The sequence below is a fragment of the Jhaorihella thermophila genome, from assembly GCF_900108275.1.
Taxonomy (GTDB): Bacteria; Pseudomonadota; Alphaproteobacteria; order Rhodobacterales; family Rhodobacteraceae; genus Jhaorihella; species Jhaorihella thermophila.
Window position 1 is genome coordinate 131,266 of the sequence record NZ_FNVD01000005.1, and the last position, 16,497, is coordinate 147,762.

Genomic DNA, 16,497 nt, shown 5'->3' on the forward strand with positions numbered 1-16,497 from the left:
AGGGCGCGATGCTGAATTCGCTTTCCGGGCGGTTCCTGATTCTCACCACGGCCTTTGTCATGTTGGCCGAGGTGCTGATCTTCGTGCCGTCGATCGCGCGGTTTCGCGAAGACTACCTGCTGGCGCGGCTGGAGCGCGCCCAGATTGCTTCGCTGGCGCTTCTCGCCGGTGACCTGCTGTCGGACGATCTCGAAGCGGAACTGTTGCGGAATGCCGAGGTGTTCAACGTGGTGCTGCGCCGCGATGACATGCGCCAGCTGATGCTGTCCTCGCCCATACCTGCGCCGATCGTCGCCACCTATGATCTGCGCGACGCGACGCCCTGGGTGCTGATCCGCGATGCCATGAACCGGCTCTTTACCCCCGAAAACCAGATCATTCGCGTGATCAGCCGCCCCGTCCGCGACGGCGGCGAACTGATCGAGATCACCATGGAAACCCGGCCGATGCGCGCGGCGATGCTGGACTATGGCCTGCGGATCCTGATCCTGTCTGCGGTCATTTCGGTCATCACCGCATTTCTGCTTTTCCTGGCCGTGCGTCGGCTGCTGGTTCGCCCGATTAGGCGGGTGGTCCGCGCCATGCAGCGCTATGCCGAATCGCCCGAGGACGCGCGTCTAATCATTCAGCCCACTTCGACCGTCACCGAACTGCGCGAGGCCGAAGAGGCGTTGCAGCAGATGCAGACGGAACTGACCCACGCCCTGAAGCAGCGCGAGCGGCTGGCCCAGCTGGGCGCCGCGGTGGCCAAGGTGAGCCATGATCTGCGCAACATCCTGACTTCGGCGCAATTGTTCACCGATCGCATCGAGGCCAGCGAGGATCCGCTGGTCCGGCGGCTCGCGCCGAAGCTGGTGAACTCGATCACCCGCGCCGTGTCGCTGTGCGAGAGCACGCTGGCCTTTGGCCGCGCCGACGAGCCCGCGCCGACACTGACCCTGGTGCCGCTGGCGGGGCTGACGCATGATGTGCTCGAGGCCGAGCGGTTTGCCTCGGACGGCGCCGGCAGGGTGGAATTCGTCAACGCGGTTCCGGCCGATCTGACGGTCCGCGCCGACCCCGAGCAACTGTTTCGCGTGCTTCTGAACCTCGTGCGCAACGCCCGACAGGCGGTCGAGGCGACTGGCAAGCCCGGGTCGGTCACGGTCACGGCGCGGGAGGCGGACGACAACTGGTGGATCGAAGTGATCGACACGGGCCCCGGTCTGCCGGAGCGGGCGCGCGAACATCTCTTTACCGCATTCCAGGGACGGGCCGCCAAGGGTGGCACCGGGCTGGGTCTGGCAATTTCGGCCGAACTGGTGCGTGGGCACGGTGGTCGGTTGGAGCTTGCCCGGACCGGCCCGGAGGGCACGGTTTTCCTGATCTGCCTGCCGCGAGGAGAGGGGATGCTCTAATTTCGATTTTTGGGGTTGCAATGCCCGTCGCCTGAGTCTACATGGCGACCCCACGGACCGATAGCTCAGTTGGATAGAGTACCTGACTACGAATCAGGGGGTCGGGGGTTCGAATCCTCCTCGGTCCGCCATACTTCATGTATTCTCAAGGTGAATTTGCCGTCACAGCGGCAGTGTTTTGCCATCCACTTGATCGCTGCTTCGTTTGCGGCGGTGTGGTACTTCGAAATGGAACAAGATGCGCGCACGGCGGCTTTCGCCCCTCAGGCGACGTCCGGGACCGCCTTGCCGCGTGCGGAATTCGCCCAAGCCCGGAGCGCATCGAGATCGCCCGCAACGCGCTCTGCCATGCCCTCGGCAAAATCCTGGAACTTTTCCTCGTTCAGGCCATTCAGCCCAACCAGAACGGGAATGCCGCGCGACAATGTCTCGGCGATCAGGGGGCGGAAACCGCGACCATCGGCCTCGTGCTTTCCGAATTTGTTGATGATCAGAAGTTCGGGATCCGCGTCAAGGCTCTGCCCGACCAGTGCCACCGCGCGCTCCAGCTCCGACGGGTTCAGGCGGCAGCCCCGTGCGCCGGCGCCCAATGACTGCGAGATACGGATGGTGGCCTCGTCCGGCAGGACACGCAGGTCCATGTCGCATTTGGCGTTGTCGGCGCATTCGGTGTTGGTTTGCACCACACCGGCAAGCCGAACGCCGTCGGCCAGCAGCCTGTCAGCCAGTTCGGTGAGCAGACGGTCGGTTTCTCCCCGTCCCTCGCAAATGACATAGCCCAGTTGCATGGCGGAGCTCCTCGCAGGACCTGTTTGCGGCCAAGGGCATAGCACGTTGCGGCGCCTCTGCCCATAGGAACAACCGGTCCCCCGGTCAGGGCATCGGAGAAACGCCGATCACCACAGGGTGCAACCACAGAAGGCCGGCAAAGACCAGTGCGGCCGCGACGACCTGAAGGGGCGAGACGGACATCCGACGCAGGCCGCGCAGGGACAGCAGGGCGGTGTTGCGCGACAGTCGCTGCCATTCGGTCTGGCCCATTTCCCGCTGCTTGCGGCGGTCGATCATGTGCATGGCCGCGCCGGAAAACAGCGCAAAGAGCCCGAACAGGATCACATGTGCCAGATCGCCGTTCGCCAGCATATGCGCGATCGACCAAAGCATGATCGCAAGCGGCAGCGGATGGCGCGAGAATGCCAGAAGGCCCGGCCGATCGGGTGAAAAGGGTTTCGTCCCGATCCCGCCAAAGGACAGCGGGTTCTGCCGCGCCATCCCCGCCACGACGAGAAAGCAAACCGCCGGCATGGTCAGTAGTGGCACCCAACGCAGGGCTTCATGGGGCGGGATGATCTCGACATAAGGCGCGCGGGCGGCTTCGACGATCAGCCACCAGAGCAGACCCAGCGACAAGGCGCTGTAGGCGAACAGGTAGCCGCGCAGGCTCAGCCGTTTGACCAGCCAGTGGCGCACCGGCGGTCGCACGGGAATCGCGTGGCTGAGAAGGAACGCGGCGAGCGCGGCGGCAAAGCCGAACCAGTCTTCCATCACGCGCTTTCCTCCGTGGCTGCGGGCCGAAGCCGTGGAAGGAGCTCGCTGAGAGCGGCCAGGATGATCAGAGCGGCGCCTGCGATTTGGAGCGGGCCGAAGGGTTCGTCCAGGAAGAGCGCGCCGGACACGACGCCGGCGACGATCTCGGCGGTCAGCAGGAAGGTCAGCGTCGCCGGCGGCAGGATACGGGCGCTCCAGAGCGTCAGGCCGAGGATCGGCAATACATAGACGACGCCCGCTGCGAGGCCGGTGGCGACGGGCGCGACCGGGGGAAGGGCGGCGCCCTCCGCGATCACGAAGGGCACACCGATCAGGGCGGCGGCGAGAGCCGTCGTAACGGTCAGCGAGGCGGGCGAGCTTTTCGGCGCGGTGAACACCAGCGCTGCGCCGCAGGCCCAGAACAGGCCGGAAACTACCGCTACGAGATCGCCGGCCGAGAGATCCGCGAAGGATACCGCGCCGCCCAGCACGAGCACCGCGCCCGTGAACGCGGCCACGAGGGCCACGGAAGACGCCCAGCGCCAGGGCTGGCCGAGAAAGGTCCACTCGATGATCTTGCTCCAGGCGGGTGCGAGGTAGAACAGCAGGACGACCCTCACCACGTCGCCATAGACGAGGGCGACGGAGTAGGATCCCACGGCGGCACCGGCCAGCGCCGTGCCCAGCAGGGCATGACCGCCCAGTTGCAGCGGGATCCTGCGCGCGAACATCCAGATCAGACCGGCAAGGAAGGCGCCTGCATTCATTGCAATGCCCCCCATTGCGCCGGAGAGGCCCTGTGCTTCGAGCCAGCGGATGGGCACCCACCAGAGGCCCCAGATGGTGGCGGCGAATGTGGCGAGGAGCACGGGCTTCAGTTCGACCTGTTGCATGGCCGTCTTTCTTGCGTGGGGCGAATGGCATCCGAAATGCCAGTGTTCGGACGGGTCGGACGTATCATTTCGGATTGGCGTTGCCAATCCGACCGATGCGGGGGGCGCTGCCCCCCGCACCCCCCGGAGTATTTCCGGCAAGATGAAGAAGTGGATGTTGGTTCGGTGTGGTCAAATTCCGCCCGGCGCCGGGCCGTCATGGTGCCGGTCATAATCCGAGTGCGCGCCGCCGCTCCTCGGCAAAGCCTTGCACCATCCGGTCGGCGAGGAAGGCCAGGATCGCCATGGCCGCGCCGGCCGAGATGCCCAGGCCCACATCCGCCTTGCCCAAGGCGAGGTAGATCGACTGGCCCAGTCCCGTAGTGCCGATCAATGCGGCGATCACCAGCATGGCAAAGGCGTAGAGGATGGTTTGGTTCAGACCCAGAAGGATCGTCGGCGCGGCGTAGGGCGCGCGCACGTCGCGCATGATTTGCCATCCGGTCGCGCCGGAGGCGATCGCGGCTTCCATCAGTTCGGGTGGGGTCGAAACCAGGCCGTGCCGCGTGTAGCGGATCATCGGAACCACCGCATAGGCGCAGATGGCAAGAAAAGCCGAGAATTCGCCGATCTGGAAGAACATCAGCACCGGGATCAGGAACACGAAGAGCGGGATCGTCTGCAGCATGTCGCAGATCGGCTGAACAATGCGCCAGGCCATCGGGCTGACCGCGCTCCACAGGCCGAAGAAGCCACCGACCACGGCACAGGCGACGACTGACACGCCGCTGAGATACAGCGACAGCATGGCCCGGTCCCACAGGCCCGACAGCAGGATGGTCAGCATCAGCCCCACCGCCAGCAGCGACAGCCGCCAGCCGCCGGCGATCCGGCCCAGCGCCGCCGCGCCGACCAGAACGAAGGGCCACGGCAGGTCGGCGATGCCGGTTTCCAGCATCCCGGCACCGATCAGCACCATCAGCCCCGCCGTGACACGTCCGCGCCAGATCAGGATCAGGCACAGCGCCGCGCCGGCGGCGAAAACAGCCCAGCTCATGCCCGGGGTCCATGCAAAGCCCCAGGTGAAGGGCAACACCGCCTGATCCAGCCCGATCCGCAGCGGCAGCAGGACATAGAACATCGCCCCGTTCTTGACGCCTGCCAGCCAGTCGCCATTGGCAGCGGTGAATTCGCCCAGTCCCGTATCGACCGCTTCCGCGACGGGCGCGAGCAGGGTGAACTCGGCCGGGTCGGGCAGGCGGGACCAGAACAGGGCGGTCAGCACGGCGGCCAGCGCCAGCACGCCATAGACCACGCGTGGGTCGTGACGGCGCCGTTCGATCGCCAGCGCGCCGCTCATCCGGTCGATCACCACGGCAAAGACCACGATCACCAGGCCGGCCAGCAGGCTTTGTCCGAACTGCGCCTTGCGCATGGTCAGCAGCACTTCCCAGCCGATATCGTTGAACCCGCCGATCACCGCGGCGATGATGACCATCGACAGGGCCGCCATCAGACATTGGTTCACGCCCACCATGATCTGCGAGGCGGCCGAGGGCACTTCCACCTGAAACAGCTGTTGCAGGCGGCCGGCGCCGGACATGACGGCGGCCTCCTTGATCTCGCTTTCGACCCGTTCCAGCCCGAGGATCACGTTCCGCGCCATCGGCGGCGCGGCGTAGATGGCTGAGGCGATCAGACCGACGACCGGGCCAAAGCCGAACAGCACCAGAAGCGGGGTCAGATAGGCGAAGGTCGGCACCGTCTGCATCACGTCCAGCACGGCCTGCACCGGCGGCTTCAGCCGGGGAAATTCATTGGCCAGAAGCCCGATCGCTCCGCCCACGATCAGCGCCAGCGGCACCGATACAGCGACCAGCGCCAGCGTGTTCATGCTTTCGGACCAGTAGCCCGAGGCCAGAACGAAGGACAGCCCCAGAAAGCCCAGCGCCGCCATCCGCAGACCGCCCAGATACCAGCCAAGCGCAGTGATCAGACCGATCGTCACCGGCCAGGGCGTCGCGTTCAGCGCCAGATTGGCCCAATCCATCGGATAGCGCATCAGGTCGGCGAAGGCGCGGGCCAGCGGCTTGAGCCAGCCGAGGATCCAGCGCGTGACCGTATCGACCCACTGCGTCGCGGGCAGCGTCCAGGCGTCGGGCCATTTCACGAGCCAGGGCAGGACGGGTTCCAGCGCCAGACACAGCGCGCCGGTCAGCAGAACGACCAGCGCCGCGCGCGTGCCCGGCGTCAGCCCGAGGCGGGAGGGCAGGACATCGGCGGCGGTGGTCATTCGCTCTCCACCTGCAATGCGGCGGCCAGATCGACGGGATTGACCGCTCCGATCACCGCCCCGGAGTCGTCATGCACCGGCACCGGCTGATAAAGCTCCATGCAGTGCGCCAGCGCCTCGTCCAGGGTCATGTCCGGGCGCAGGCCGGGATCGTCGGGGCCGGGGGGCAGGTCGGACACCGGGCGCATCACCGACCTGACGCGGGCATGTGCACCCTTGGCCACGTCGCGCGAAAACTCCCGCACATAGTCGTCGGCCGGGCGCAGCACGATGTCGGCCGGCGTGCCGATCTGCACGATCCGCCCGTCGCGCATGATCGCTATGCGGTCGGCCAGTTTCAGCGCCTCGGCGATGTCGTGGGTGATGAAGACGATGGATTTCTTCAGGTTTGCCTGGATCTTGAGGAATTCGTCCTGCAACTGCCGCCGGATCAGCGGATCGAGCGCCGAAAAGGGTTCGTCCAGAAACCAGATGTCGGGGTTCACCGCCAGCGAGCGGGCAATCCCGACCCGCTGACGCTGGCCGCCGGAGAGTTCACGCGGGAAGGCGTCCTCGCGCCCCTCCAGTCCGACCAGCGAAATGACTTCCTGCGCGCGTTCGCGGCGGCGGGCCTTCGCCACCCCCTGCACGCGCAGCGGATAGGCCACGTTTTCCGCCACCGTCATGTGCGGGAACAGGCCGAAATGCTGAAACACCATCCCCATCTTTTCGCGGCGCAGTTGGGTCAGGCGCTGTTTCGACGCGCCCACGATGTTTTCGCCATCCAGCGCGATTTCGCCGGCCGTCGCGTCCAGAAGCTGCGAGATGCAGCGGATGATGGTGGACTTGCCCGAACCGGACAGGCCCATGATGACGAACAATTCGCCTTTGCCGACCTCGAAGGTCGCATCCTGCACCGCCGGGATCAGGCCCTGTTCGCGCAGCTGCGCGGCGGCGGCTCGTGCATCGCCTCCCGTCCGCTGCAGCGCCGCGTCCAGCGCCTTCCTCGCATTCGGGCCGAACACCTGCCAGACATGCTGGCAGGCGATCGCCGGCGGTGTCGTTCCGGTCACGTCGTCAGGCTCACTTGATCGCGGCATCCACGACGGGGCGCCACTTGGCCTCGTTCTCGGCCATCCACTTGGCGACGACCTCTTCGACCTTGCCGCCGTCCACGTCGATCGCGCCCATCATCGGCTGCTGATCCTCGACCGACAGCTTGTAGTTCACGAGGATTTCGTAGGCCGCCGGCCACTTGTCCTTGAGCCCGGCCCAGCCGGCCTTGGTGATCGTGGTCGAGGTAAAGTCGCAGTCGTTGACCTCGTTCGGGTTCGGGCCCCAGGACGGATCGGTAAAGCACGCGTCCTCTGCCTCGGGCAGGTCCACGAATTTCACGTTGTAGGCCGACATCGCCCAGTGCGGCTGCCAGAAGGTGATGAGCAGCGGCGACTTGCGCTCGGTCGAGGCGCGCAACTCCGCGATCAGGGCGCCTTCGGACCCTGCGGGAATCGCCTTGAACGGCAGGCCCAGCCCCTTCATCCGGTCGGCCCCGGGCGTGCCCCAGTCGGCGGGATAGTCCACCAGACGGCCCATCGGGATGGTTTCGGCGGTGGCAAAGATCTGGGCGCAGTCCTTCAGCGCCTCCCACGCGGGCAGGCCGGGGCACATCTCTTCGACATGGGCGGGATAGGCAATGCCTTCGCGGGCATCCAGTCCCAGTTCGCCCAGGTCGATGACGGTCCCCTCTTCCATCTTCTTGTAATATTCATCCGACACGTTGGACGACCAGATTTCCAGCGTCGCGGTGATGTCGCCGTCGGCGATCGCCTGGAACTGGTTGAGCATGCCCGCCGTGACGTATTCCACCTTGTAGCCCGCGGCCTTGAGCATCTCGCCCGCGACATGGGTGGTCACATGCTGGCCGGTCCATTCGTTGATCGCCAGCTTGATCGGCTCGTCCACCGCGCCCAGTTCGGCCGCGCCGGCCGCCCCCGCCATCGCCGCAAGGGCCACTCCGATAAATGCCGATTTCATCCCTTCTCTCTCCCTGTTGTCCTTGATTGACTGGTCAGTCAATATAACGAGTCTCGTTTCAGGGCAACCGTTTTGGCGCCCCGGCCGAGCATAGCACCAATCCGCGCGGGGCCACCTGCAATTCAGCACGGTCCATCGCGGCTCAAAACCGACACGCCGAATGTCGCAACGGACAAGACAGGCGATGCCCGCCGGTGCAGTCTGTCGCCCATGCGCGCGGCCATGAAACGGATGCACTATCACCCTCCGCCCCGGCTCCCCTGAACCGTTTTTCACACAAGGTTTCAAGGGAGACACCCCATGTCCAAGCGACCCAACATCGTCGTCATCATGGCCGATCAGCTGGCGCCGCAATTTACCGGCACCTACGGCCACCCCGTCGTCAAGACCCCGCACATGGACGCGCTGGCCGCCAGCGGCACGCGGTTCGATGCGGCCTATTGCAACGCGCCGCTTTGCGCGCCGTCGCGATTTTCCTTCATGTCCGGCCAACTGGTCACCCGCATCGCGGGCTATGACAACGGCGCCGAGTTCCAGGCGTCGATCCCCACCTTCGCCCATTATCTGCGGGCGATGGGCTATCGCACCTGCCTGTCGGGCAAGATGCACTTCGTCGGTCCCGACCAGCTGCACGGGTTCGAAGAGCGCCTGACCTCGGACATCTATCCCGCCGACCACGCCTGGACGCCCGATTGGGAACAGCCCGACGAACGCATCGACAAATGGTATCACAACATGGATTCGGTGCGGCAGGCCGGGCCGGCGGCGACCACATTCCAGTATGAATATGACGAGGAAACCGCCTTCCTGGCCCGCCGCCGGATCTTCGAATACGCGATGGAGGGCGTGCGGCCTTTCTGCATAGTCGCCAGCTTCATCCACCCCCACGACCCCTATGCGGCGCGGCCCGAATGGTGGGACCTCTACCGCGATGACGAGATCGACATGCCGGAAACCGGCCCGGCGGGCGATCCGCACACGCGCCGCATCATGCACGGGATCGAGGCCGACGCGGTCGCCGTCACCGACGGCCAGATCCGCAACGCCCGGCACGGATACTACGCCAACACCAGCTATTTCGACAGCAAGGTGGGCGCGATCGTGCAGGCGCTGAAAGAGGCCGATCTTTACGACGACACGGTGATCGTCGTGACCTCGGACCACGGCGACATGCTGGGCGAGCGGGGCCTGTGGTACAAGATGAACTTCTTCGAACACTCCGCCCGCGTGCCGCTGATCCTGTCCGGCCCCGGCATCCCCCAGGGCACCGTGGCCGAACCGGTGTCGCTGGTGGACCTGATGCCCACATTCCTCGACCTCGCCTCGGGTGGCGAGCCCCCCGCCCCCGCGATGCCGCTGGACGGGCGGTCGCTCTTGCCGCTGGCGCGGGGCGAGGAAACGGACGGGCGCACGGTCTGTGGCGAATACTGCGCCGAATGCCTCAGCCACCCGCTGTTCATGATCCGGCGGGGGGACTACAAGTTCATCCATTGCGAGGTGGACCCGCCGCAGCTGTTCAACGTGGCCAGCGACCCGATGGAGCGCGACAACCTGGCCGACGACCCGGCCCATGCCGATCTGCTGGGCGCGTTCCAGGCCGAGGCGCGCGCCCGCTGGGACAGCGACAGGATCCGCGCCGACGTGATCGCCTCGCAGCGCCGCCGTCGCGCGGTGCATGCGGCGATGGAACAGGGCAGGTGGACCTCGTGGGACTACAACCCGCCAAGGGACGCCGCCAATGAATGGGTCCGCAACACGGTCAGCTGGGACGACGTGGTGCACCGGATGCAATATCCCGCGCCCAAGGGGTAATGTGCAGGCAGTGATGCACGGGGCAGGGCGGCCGGACCGCCCTGCGCCTACAGAAAGCTGCGGCCGGGCCCCTGCGCGGGCACGCCCAGATGCGCCGCGACGCTGGCGGCGACGTCGGCCATGGCGATCAGCCCCGCGCTGCCCGCGCCTGCGCCGTCGATCAGCACCGGCACCCGTTCGCGGGTGTGATCGGTGCCGGCCCATGTCGGGTCGTTGCCGTGATCGGCGGTGATCACCAGCAGATCGCCGGGGCGCAGCGTGGCGCGGACCTCTCCGATGCGGGCATCGAACCATTCCAACGCGCGGGCATAGCCGCTCACGTCGCGGCGGTGGCCGTAGAGACTGTCGAATTCGACGAAATTGGCGAAGGTCAGGCTGCCGTCCTCGGCCTCGGCGACGCGGTGCTTGAGATGCTCCATCAGCTCGGCATCGGGGCCTTTCACGTTGCGGCCGATCCCCTGCATCGAGAAGATGTCGCCGATCTTGCCGATCCCGTAAACCTTGCGACCCGCGTCCTGCACCCAGTTGGTCAGCACCGGAGACGGCGGGGTGATCGCGAAATCCTTGCGGTGCGGCGTGCGGGTGAATCCATGTTCGGGATCGCCGACAAAGGGCCGGGCGATCACGCGCCCCACGCGCATCGCGTGCAGCATCGGCGCGATGTCGGCGCAAAGCTTCAGCAGCCGCTCCAGCCCGAAGGTTTCCTCGTGCGCGGCGATCTGGAACACGCTGTCGGCCGAAGTGTAGCAGATTGGCCAGCCGGTGCGCATATGCTCCGCACCCAGACGTTCGATGATCGCGGTGCCGGGGGCGTGGCAATTGCCGAGGATTCCGTCGGTGACCGCGGCCTTCATCACCGCCTGCGTGACCTCTTCGGGAAAGGCGGGGACGGTATCGGGGAAATAGGTCCAGTCCCACGGCACCGGCAGGCCGGCCAACTCCCAGTGGCCCGAGGGCGTGTCCTTGCCTCTCGACTGTTCGGTGGCTGCGGCCCAGAACCCGGTCGGGTCCGCCTCCAGCCCCGGCGCATCGATCCCGCTGGCCAGCCGCACCGCTGCGCCCAGCCCCAGCGCATCGAGATTGGGCAGCCGCAAGGGACCGCTGCGGCCCTCTTCGGCGCGGCCTTCGGCACAGGCCTGCGCGATGTGGCCGACCGTATTCGCGCCGGTATCCGGCACGCCACTGTTGAAATACCGGTCCGCATCCGGCGCCCCGCCGATGCCGACCGAATCCATCACCACCAGAAAGGCGCGCGTCATGGTCCCACCCGTTCGTGAATCAATGCCGGAACCGGCGCGGGATCCGGCGAAATCGTGATCGCCGCCCGCACCGCCGCCACGGCTGCCGCCGCGGCGTCCTCGCGCGCGGCGTGAACCATCGCCAGCGGCTGGCCGGCCTCAACCCTTTGGCCCAGTCGCGCCACCTGCGCCAGCCCCACGGCCGGGTCGATCCGGTCGGTTTCCACCTGCCGCCCGCCGCCCAGCGCGACCACGGCGAGGCCCAGCGCCTCCCCATCCATCGCGGTGACGTAGCCGGATGTCGGGGCGGGCGCCTCGCGGATCACCGTCGCCTCGGGCAGAAACCGCGCCCAGTCATCAACAAAGCCCAAGGGGCCGCCTTGCCCCGCGATCATGCGTCCGAACCGCTCTGCCGCGCGACCATCGGCCAACGTGTCGGCCACCGCCCTTGCGCCCGCATCCGCATCCTCAGCCAGCCCCGCCAGCGCCAGCACATCGCCGCCCAGCGCGGCGGTGAGTTCCGCCAGCGGTCCGCCGGCCCGCCCCGTCAGCACCCGCATCACCTCGGCCACTTCCAGCGCGTTACCGAGGCTCGGCGCGAGCGGCTGGTTCATGTCAGTCATCAGCGCCGCAGTCCGGCACCCGGCGGCATTGGCCGTGGCCACCAGCGCCTGCGCCAGCGCGCGGGCGTCGTCCGCCGTCTTCATGAAGGCGCCGCTGCCCACCTTCACGTCCAGCACAAGCGCCTCCAGCCCCGCCGCAAGCTTCTTGGACAGGATCGAGGCGGTGATGAGATCGAGGCTCTCCACCGTCGCGGTCACGTCGCGGATCGCGTAGAGCCGCTTGTCCGCCGGGGCGATATGGGCCGAGGCGCCGACGATCATGCAGCCCGCGCGAACCAGCAGGTCGGGCAGGCGGTCCTCGGGGAATACCGTCGCCACGCCGGGGATCGATTCGAGCTTGTCCAGCGTCCCGCCCGTATGCCCCAGCCCCCGGCCCGAGATCATCGGCACATAGGCCCCGCATTCGGCCAGCGCCGGCGCCAGCAGCAACGACACGCAATCGCCCAGACCCCCGGTGGAATGCTTGTCCACCACCGGCGCGTCCAGATCCCAGCGCAGCACCTCGCCGCTGTCGCGCATGGCCAGCGTCAGCGCCGTCCGCCCGGTCTCGCCCAGCCCGCCCATGCAGACGGCCATGGCAAAGGCCCCGGCCTGTGCGTCGCTGACATGGCCATCGGCCAGCCCTTGGGCGAACCAGCGCAATTCGTCCTCGGTCGGCACTTCGCGCCGGCGAAGTTTGGCAATGATGGAACGCGCGTCCATGTTCCCCTACACCTCGAAGTGATCGTGGCCGAAAGCGCCGGGCAGGAGCTCTTCCATCGTCATCACCCGTTCTTCGCCGCGCGTGGTGGCCATGACGACCGGCACCGCGCCGCAGGCGAATTCCGCGATCCGCTGGCGGCAGCCGCCGCAGGGCGATACCGGCACCGGGCTGTCGGCGATCACATAGACCTCGGCGATCTCGGTCTCGCCGGCCGCGACCATGGCCGCGATCGCTCCGGCCTCGGCGCAGGTGCCTTCGGGGTAGGAGACGTTTTCGACATTGCAGCCGGCAAAGATCTTGCCGCTGGCCGTGCGCACCGCAGCGCCGACCTTGAAGCCCGAATAGGGCGCATGCGCATTGTGCCTGACGGCTTCGGCCGCTTGCTTGAGCGTGGTCACGATTGCACCTCCGTCCTGAATGTCCCGGGCAGGGTCACTTCGAGCAGTTCCAGATCGTCCGACGGGTCCGCCAGCCGCGTGGCCATCCCCGGCGGGATCACGAAGGCATCGCCCGCCTCCAGCGCGAACGGGGTGCGCCCCTCGCCTTGCAGCATGACCCGGCCCGCCATCACATAGTTGAACAGGATGTCCGCGTCATGAACGGCCCATCCCGGCGCATCCTCGCCGCGACGCAGCACCTGCACACCCGCCACGCCGCGTGTCGCCTCGGCGATCCCGGTGTCGCGGCAGATGTAGCCGGGCAGGCGCGACGGACCACATTTGCCCTCCTTCGCAAGGCTGTGCACGAATCTCTGCCCCTGCCATTCGCGGTCTGGGCGGTAATGCGGGGTGGGCAGCGTCATCTCGTGGTCGATCTCGGTGACATGCTCGGCCGGCACGCCGATCTCGATCACCTGCAGATCGTCGCTGGCTTCCACCACCCTGTGGCGGATCTCGGGCGGCTGGATGAAGCAGTCGCCGGCCGTGAGCCGCCGCAGACCGCCCTGATCCTCATACAGCACATCGACCCAGCCGTTGATGCAAAAGATCAGCTGGAACCCGACCTTGTGATAATGCACCATGTCCGGCACCGGCCCGCCGTGGGGGATGCGGATGTGGCTGGCGATCATCGCCCCACCCAGCCGGTCGGGCACGAGGTCGCGATAGTTCATCCCCGCCCGGCCGATTACCCAGGGCGCCCCGTCGGCCAGCCGGCGCACGACAAAGGAATGCCGCGTCTCGGGCAGCACCAGCGGCGGGTCGCGCGCGTCGATCTCGACCCGCGTGCCGTTGGGGGCCACCAGTTCCCGCGCGCCGCCGGCAAACCCGTCCGGGTCGTCGGTCAGGATGCGGATCGTGCCCGGCGGCTCGGGCGCGCCCTTTTCGATGCGCAGCCGCAGCCCGTGGCCGGAAAACACCGCGATTCGCGGGTCGTCGGCGGGGTAGATCATGTCCATCCGCATTCCCAGAACGTTCGTGAAGAACGGGATGTCGTCGCGAAGTTCTTTCGTGGGCAGGCGGATCTCGGCGATGGTATCGGACATGTGTTCCACGATCGAAAATGTCATGCCCGCCGAGAGTGACGAGTGCCCCTCGGATTTGCAACCCGCCGAGTCGGCGCCCCGGCGCGGATTCTGAGGTTTCCCCGGCGTCAGATATAGTTTAATGCTAAACTACATTCTCTCGGAGATCTCGCCCATGCCACAGAAAGAGACGCTGCGCGAGGCCGCGCTGTTCTATCACGAGTTTCCCAAGCCGGGAAAACTGGAGATTCGCGCTACCAAGCCGATGGCCAATGGCCGCGACCTGAGCCGCGCCTATTCTCCCGGCGTGGCCGAAGCCTGCACCGAGATTCGCGACAACCCGGCCGATGCGGTGCGCTATACCGCCAAGGGCAATCTTGTCGCGGTGGTGTCCAACGGCAGCGCGGTGCTGGGGCTGGGCAATATCGGCGCGCTCGCGTCCAAGCCGGTGATGGAGGGCAAGGCGGTCCTGTTCAAGAAATTCGCCAATATCGACTGTTTCGACATCGAGGTGAACGAATCCGACCCCGAAAAGCTGGCCGAGATCGTCTGCGCGCTGGAGCCCACCTTTGGCGCGATCAACCTCGAGGACATCAAGGCGCCCGACTGCTTCATCGTGGAAAGGATCTGCCGAGAGCGGATGAACATCCCCGTCTTTCACGACGACCAGCACGGCACCGCCATCGTGGTGGGGGCTGCGGCCAAGAACGCGCTGCGTGTGGCCGGCAAGCGGCCCGAGGAGATCAAGCTCGTCTCCACCGGCGGCGGCGCGGCGGGGGTCGCCTGTCTCAACATGCTGCTCAAGCTGGGGGTGAAGCGGGAAAACATCTGGCTGTGCGACATTCACGGGCTGGTCTACGAGGGTCGCGAGGTGGACATGAACCCGCAAAAGGCGGCCTTCGCGCAACGGACCGATCTGCGGACGCTGGATCAGGTCATCGAGGGCGCGGACATGTTCCTTGGCCTGTCCGGTCCGAACGTGCTGACGGCCGGGATGGTGGCGAAGATGACCGACCGTCCGATCATCTTTGCGCTGGCCAACCCGACGCCGGAAATCATGCCGGAAGAGGCTCGCAAGGTCGCGCCTGACGCGATCATCGCCACCGGGCGCAGCGACTATCCCAACCAGGTCAACAACGTCCTGTGTTTTCCCTTCATCTTCCGTGGTGCGCTGGACGTGGGCGCGACCGAGATCAACGACGCGATGCAGCTGGCCTGCATCGATGGCATCGCCGAACTGGCCCGCGCCACCACCAGCGCCGAGGCGGCGGCCGCCTATCGCGGCGATCAGCTGACCTTTGGCGCCGACTACCTGATCCCCAAACCCTTTGATCCGCGCCTGATGGCGGTCGTGTCGTCCTCGGTCGCCAAGGCGGCGATGGACAGCGGCGTCGCCACCCGCCCGGTCGCGGACATGGAGGAATACAAGGCCCGGCTGAACCAGGGCGTTTTCAAGTCGGCCCTCTTGATGCGGCCGGTGTTCGAAGCAGCCCGCGCTGCCTCGCGCCGGATCATCTTTGCCGAGGGCGAGGACGAGCGCGTCCTGCGCGCCGCCCAGGCTATTCTCGAGGAAACCACCGAGACGCCGATCCTGATCGGTCGGCCCGAGGTGATCGAGCGGCGCTGCGAACGCTATGGCCTGCGGATCCGACCGGGGCGGGATTTCGAACTGGTCAACCCGGAAAACGACCCGCGCTATTACGATTACTGGACCAGCTATCACGAGATCATGCAGCGGCGCGGGGTGACGCCCGACATCGCCAAGGCGGTGATGCGCACCAACACCACCGCCATTGGCGCGGTCGCCGTGCATCGGGGCGAAGCCGACAGTCTGATCTGCGGCACCTTCGGCGAATACCGCTGGCATCTGCGCTATGTGACGCAGGTGCTGGGCACGGCCGAACTGCGCCCGCACGGCGCGCTGACGCTGATGATCCTCGAGGACGGTCCCCTGTTCATCGCTGACACCCATGTGCACGAGGAACCCACGCCCGAACAGATCGCCGAGATCACCATCGGCGCGGCGCGGCACGTCCGCCGTTTCGGTATCGAACCGGCGATCGCGCTGTGCACCCAGTCGCAGTTCGGCAACCACGAAGGCGGCACAGGCAAGCGGATGCGGGACGCGATCGCCATTCTCGACAGCGCGCCGCGCGACTTCTGCTATGAAGGCGAGATGCAGATCGACACCGCGCTGGACCCGCAGCTGCGCGAACGGATCTTCCCCAATTCGCGGATGAAGGGGCCGGCCAACGTGCTGATTTTTGCCCATGCCGACGCCGCTTCGGGTGTGCGCAACATTCTCAAGACGCGCGCCGGAGGGCTGGCCGTGGGGCCGATCCTGATGGGCATGGGCAACCGCGCCCATATCGTCACGCCGTCGATCACGGCGCGGGGCCTCTTGAACATGGCGGCCATCGCCGGCACGCCGGTGGCACAATACGGATGAAGGGGGCGACTCGCAGTGTCGGGCGGGTTTGCAATTCGTTCGGCGAATAATTTGCAAACCCATCGACGTTGCGAGAAATGGTCGGGTAATCTCAGCCAATTTGCAAAA

The 16,497-nt window shown here is 66.6% G+C and carries 13 protein-coding genes and 1 tRNA gene; 4 read left to right on the plus strand and 10 right to left on the minus strand.

Annotated elements, in window-relative coordinates:
• Positions 1–8 precede the first annotated feature (8 nt).
• Together C4S70_RS08040 and C4S70_RS08045 are read left to right on the plus strand one after the other, a co-directional pair.
• The gene (locus C4S70_RS08040; RefSeq protein ID WP_104007597.1) at positions 9–1,397 is read left to right on the plus strand and encodes a sensor histidine kinase; all 1,389 of its coding nucleotides are present in this window, start codon (positions 9–11) and stop codon (positions 1,395–1,397) included.
• Positions 1,398–1,451: 54 nt separating this feature from the next.
• A tRNA-Arg gene (locus C4S70_RS08045) sits at positions 1,452–1,528 on the plus strand.
• Between the two features lie 132 nt (positions 1,529–1,660).
• Here C4S70_RS08045 and C4S70_RS08050 read toward each other — a convergent pair.
• The 6 genes from C4S70_RS08050 to C4S70_RS08075 all read right to left on the minus strand — a co-directional run bounded on the left by C4S70_RS08050 (position 1,661) and on the right by C4S70_RS08075 (position 8,102).
• A complete protein-coding gene (locus C4S70_RS08050) occupies positions 1,661–2,185 on the minus strand; it encodes a DUF2478 domain-containing protein (protein ID WP_104007598.1) in 525 nt (174 codons plus the stop codon).
• Positions 2,186–2,270: 85 nt separating this feature from the next.
• A complete protein-coding gene (locus tag C4S70_RS08055; RefSeq protein WP_104007599.1) occupies positions 2,271–2,942 on the minus strand; it encodes an NnrU family protein in 672 nt (223 codons plus the stop codon).
• Entirely contained in the window at positions 2,942–3,817 is an 876-nt protein-coding gene (locus tag C4S70_RS08060) for a DMT family transporter (protein ID WP_104007600.1), read from the minus strand. The genes C4S70_RS08055 and C4S70_RS08060 overlap by 1 nt, the downstream gene beginning before the upstream one ends.
• A gap of 208 nt (positions 3,818–4,025) precedes the next feature.
• Entirely contained in the window at positions 4,026–6,089 is a 2,064-nt protein-coding gene (locus C4S70_RS08065) for an ABC transporter permease (protein ID WP_104007601.1), read from the minus strand.
• Complete coding sequence (locus C4S70_RS08070) at positions 6,086–7,168, minus strand: quaternary amine ABC transporter ATP-binding protein (RefSeq protein ID WP_104007602.1); 1,083 nt, start codon at positions 7,166–7,168, stop codon at positions 6,086–6,088. Before C4S70_RS08070 ends, C4S70_RS08065 begins: the two co-directional genes overlap by 4 nt.
• The gene (locus C4S70_RS08075) at positions 7,152–8,102 is read right to left on the minus strand and encodes an ABC transporter substrate-binding protein (protein WP_104007603.1); all 951 of its coding nucleotides are present in this window, start codon (positions 8,100–8,102) and stop codon (positions 7,152–7,154) included. The genes C4S70_RS08070 and C4S70_RS08075 overlap by 17 nt, the downstream gene beginning before the upstream one ends.
• Before the next feature lie 300 nt (positions 8,103–8,402).
• Here C4S70_RS08075 and betC point away from each other — a divergent pair, with 300 nt between their 5' ends.
• Positions 8,403–9,914: a choline-sulfatase gene (gene betC / locus C4S70_RS08080; protein ID WP_104007604.1), complete on the plus strand. Its 1,512-nt coding sequence runs from the start codon at positions 8,403–8,405 to the stop codon at positions 9,912–9,914.
• A gap of 47 nt (positions 9,915–9,961) precedes the next feature.
• Here the strand turns inward: betC and C4S70_RS08085 are convergent, their stop codons facing one another.
• Genes C4S70_RS08085 through C4S70_RS08100 form a run of 4 tightly spaced genes read right to left on the minus strand, consistent with a single transcriptional unit; the run spans position 9,962 to position 13,961 of the window.
• The gene (locus C4S70_RS08085; protein ID WP_104007605.1) at positions 9,962–11,173 is read right to left on the minus strand and encodes a phosphopentomutase; all 1,212 of its coding nucleotides are present in this window, start codon (positions 11,171–11,173) and stop codon (positions 9,962–9,964) included.
• Positions 11,170–12,477: a thymidine phosphorylase gene (locus C4S70_RS08090; RefSeq protein WP_104007606.1), complete on the minus strand. Its 1,308-nt coding sequence runs from the start codon at positions 12,475–12,477 to the stop codon at positions 11,170–11,172. The genes C4S70_RS08085 and C4S70_RS08090 overlap by 4 nt, the downstream gene beginning before the upstream one ends.
• Before the next feature lie 6 nt (positions 12,478–12,483).
• Positions 12,484–12,876 (minus strand): cytidine deaminase, encoded by a 393-nt coding sequence (gene cdd / locus C4S70_RS08095; protein ID WP_235003759.1) that lies wholly within the window; start codon positions 12,874–12,876, stop codon positions 12,484–12,486.
• A complete protein-coding gene (locus tag C4S70_RS08100) occupies positions 12,873–13,961 on the minus strand; it encodes a cupin domain-containing protein (RefSeq protein ID WP_104007697.1) in 1,089 nt (362 codons plus the stop codon). Before C4S70_RS08100 ends, cdd begins: the two co-directional genes overlap by 4 nt.
• Positions 13,962–14,115: 154 nt before the next feature.
• On the opposite strand from C4S70_RS08100, the gene C4S70_RS08105 reads away from it, so the two are divergent.
• On the plus strand, positions 14,116–16,389 hold the full coding sequence (locus tag C4S70_RS08105; protein ID WP_104007608.1) for an NADP-dependent malic enzyme: 2,274 nt from the start codon (positions 14,116–14,118) through the stop codon (positions 16,387–16,389).
• The last annotated feature ends 108 nt before the right edge of the window (positions 16,390–16,497 follow it).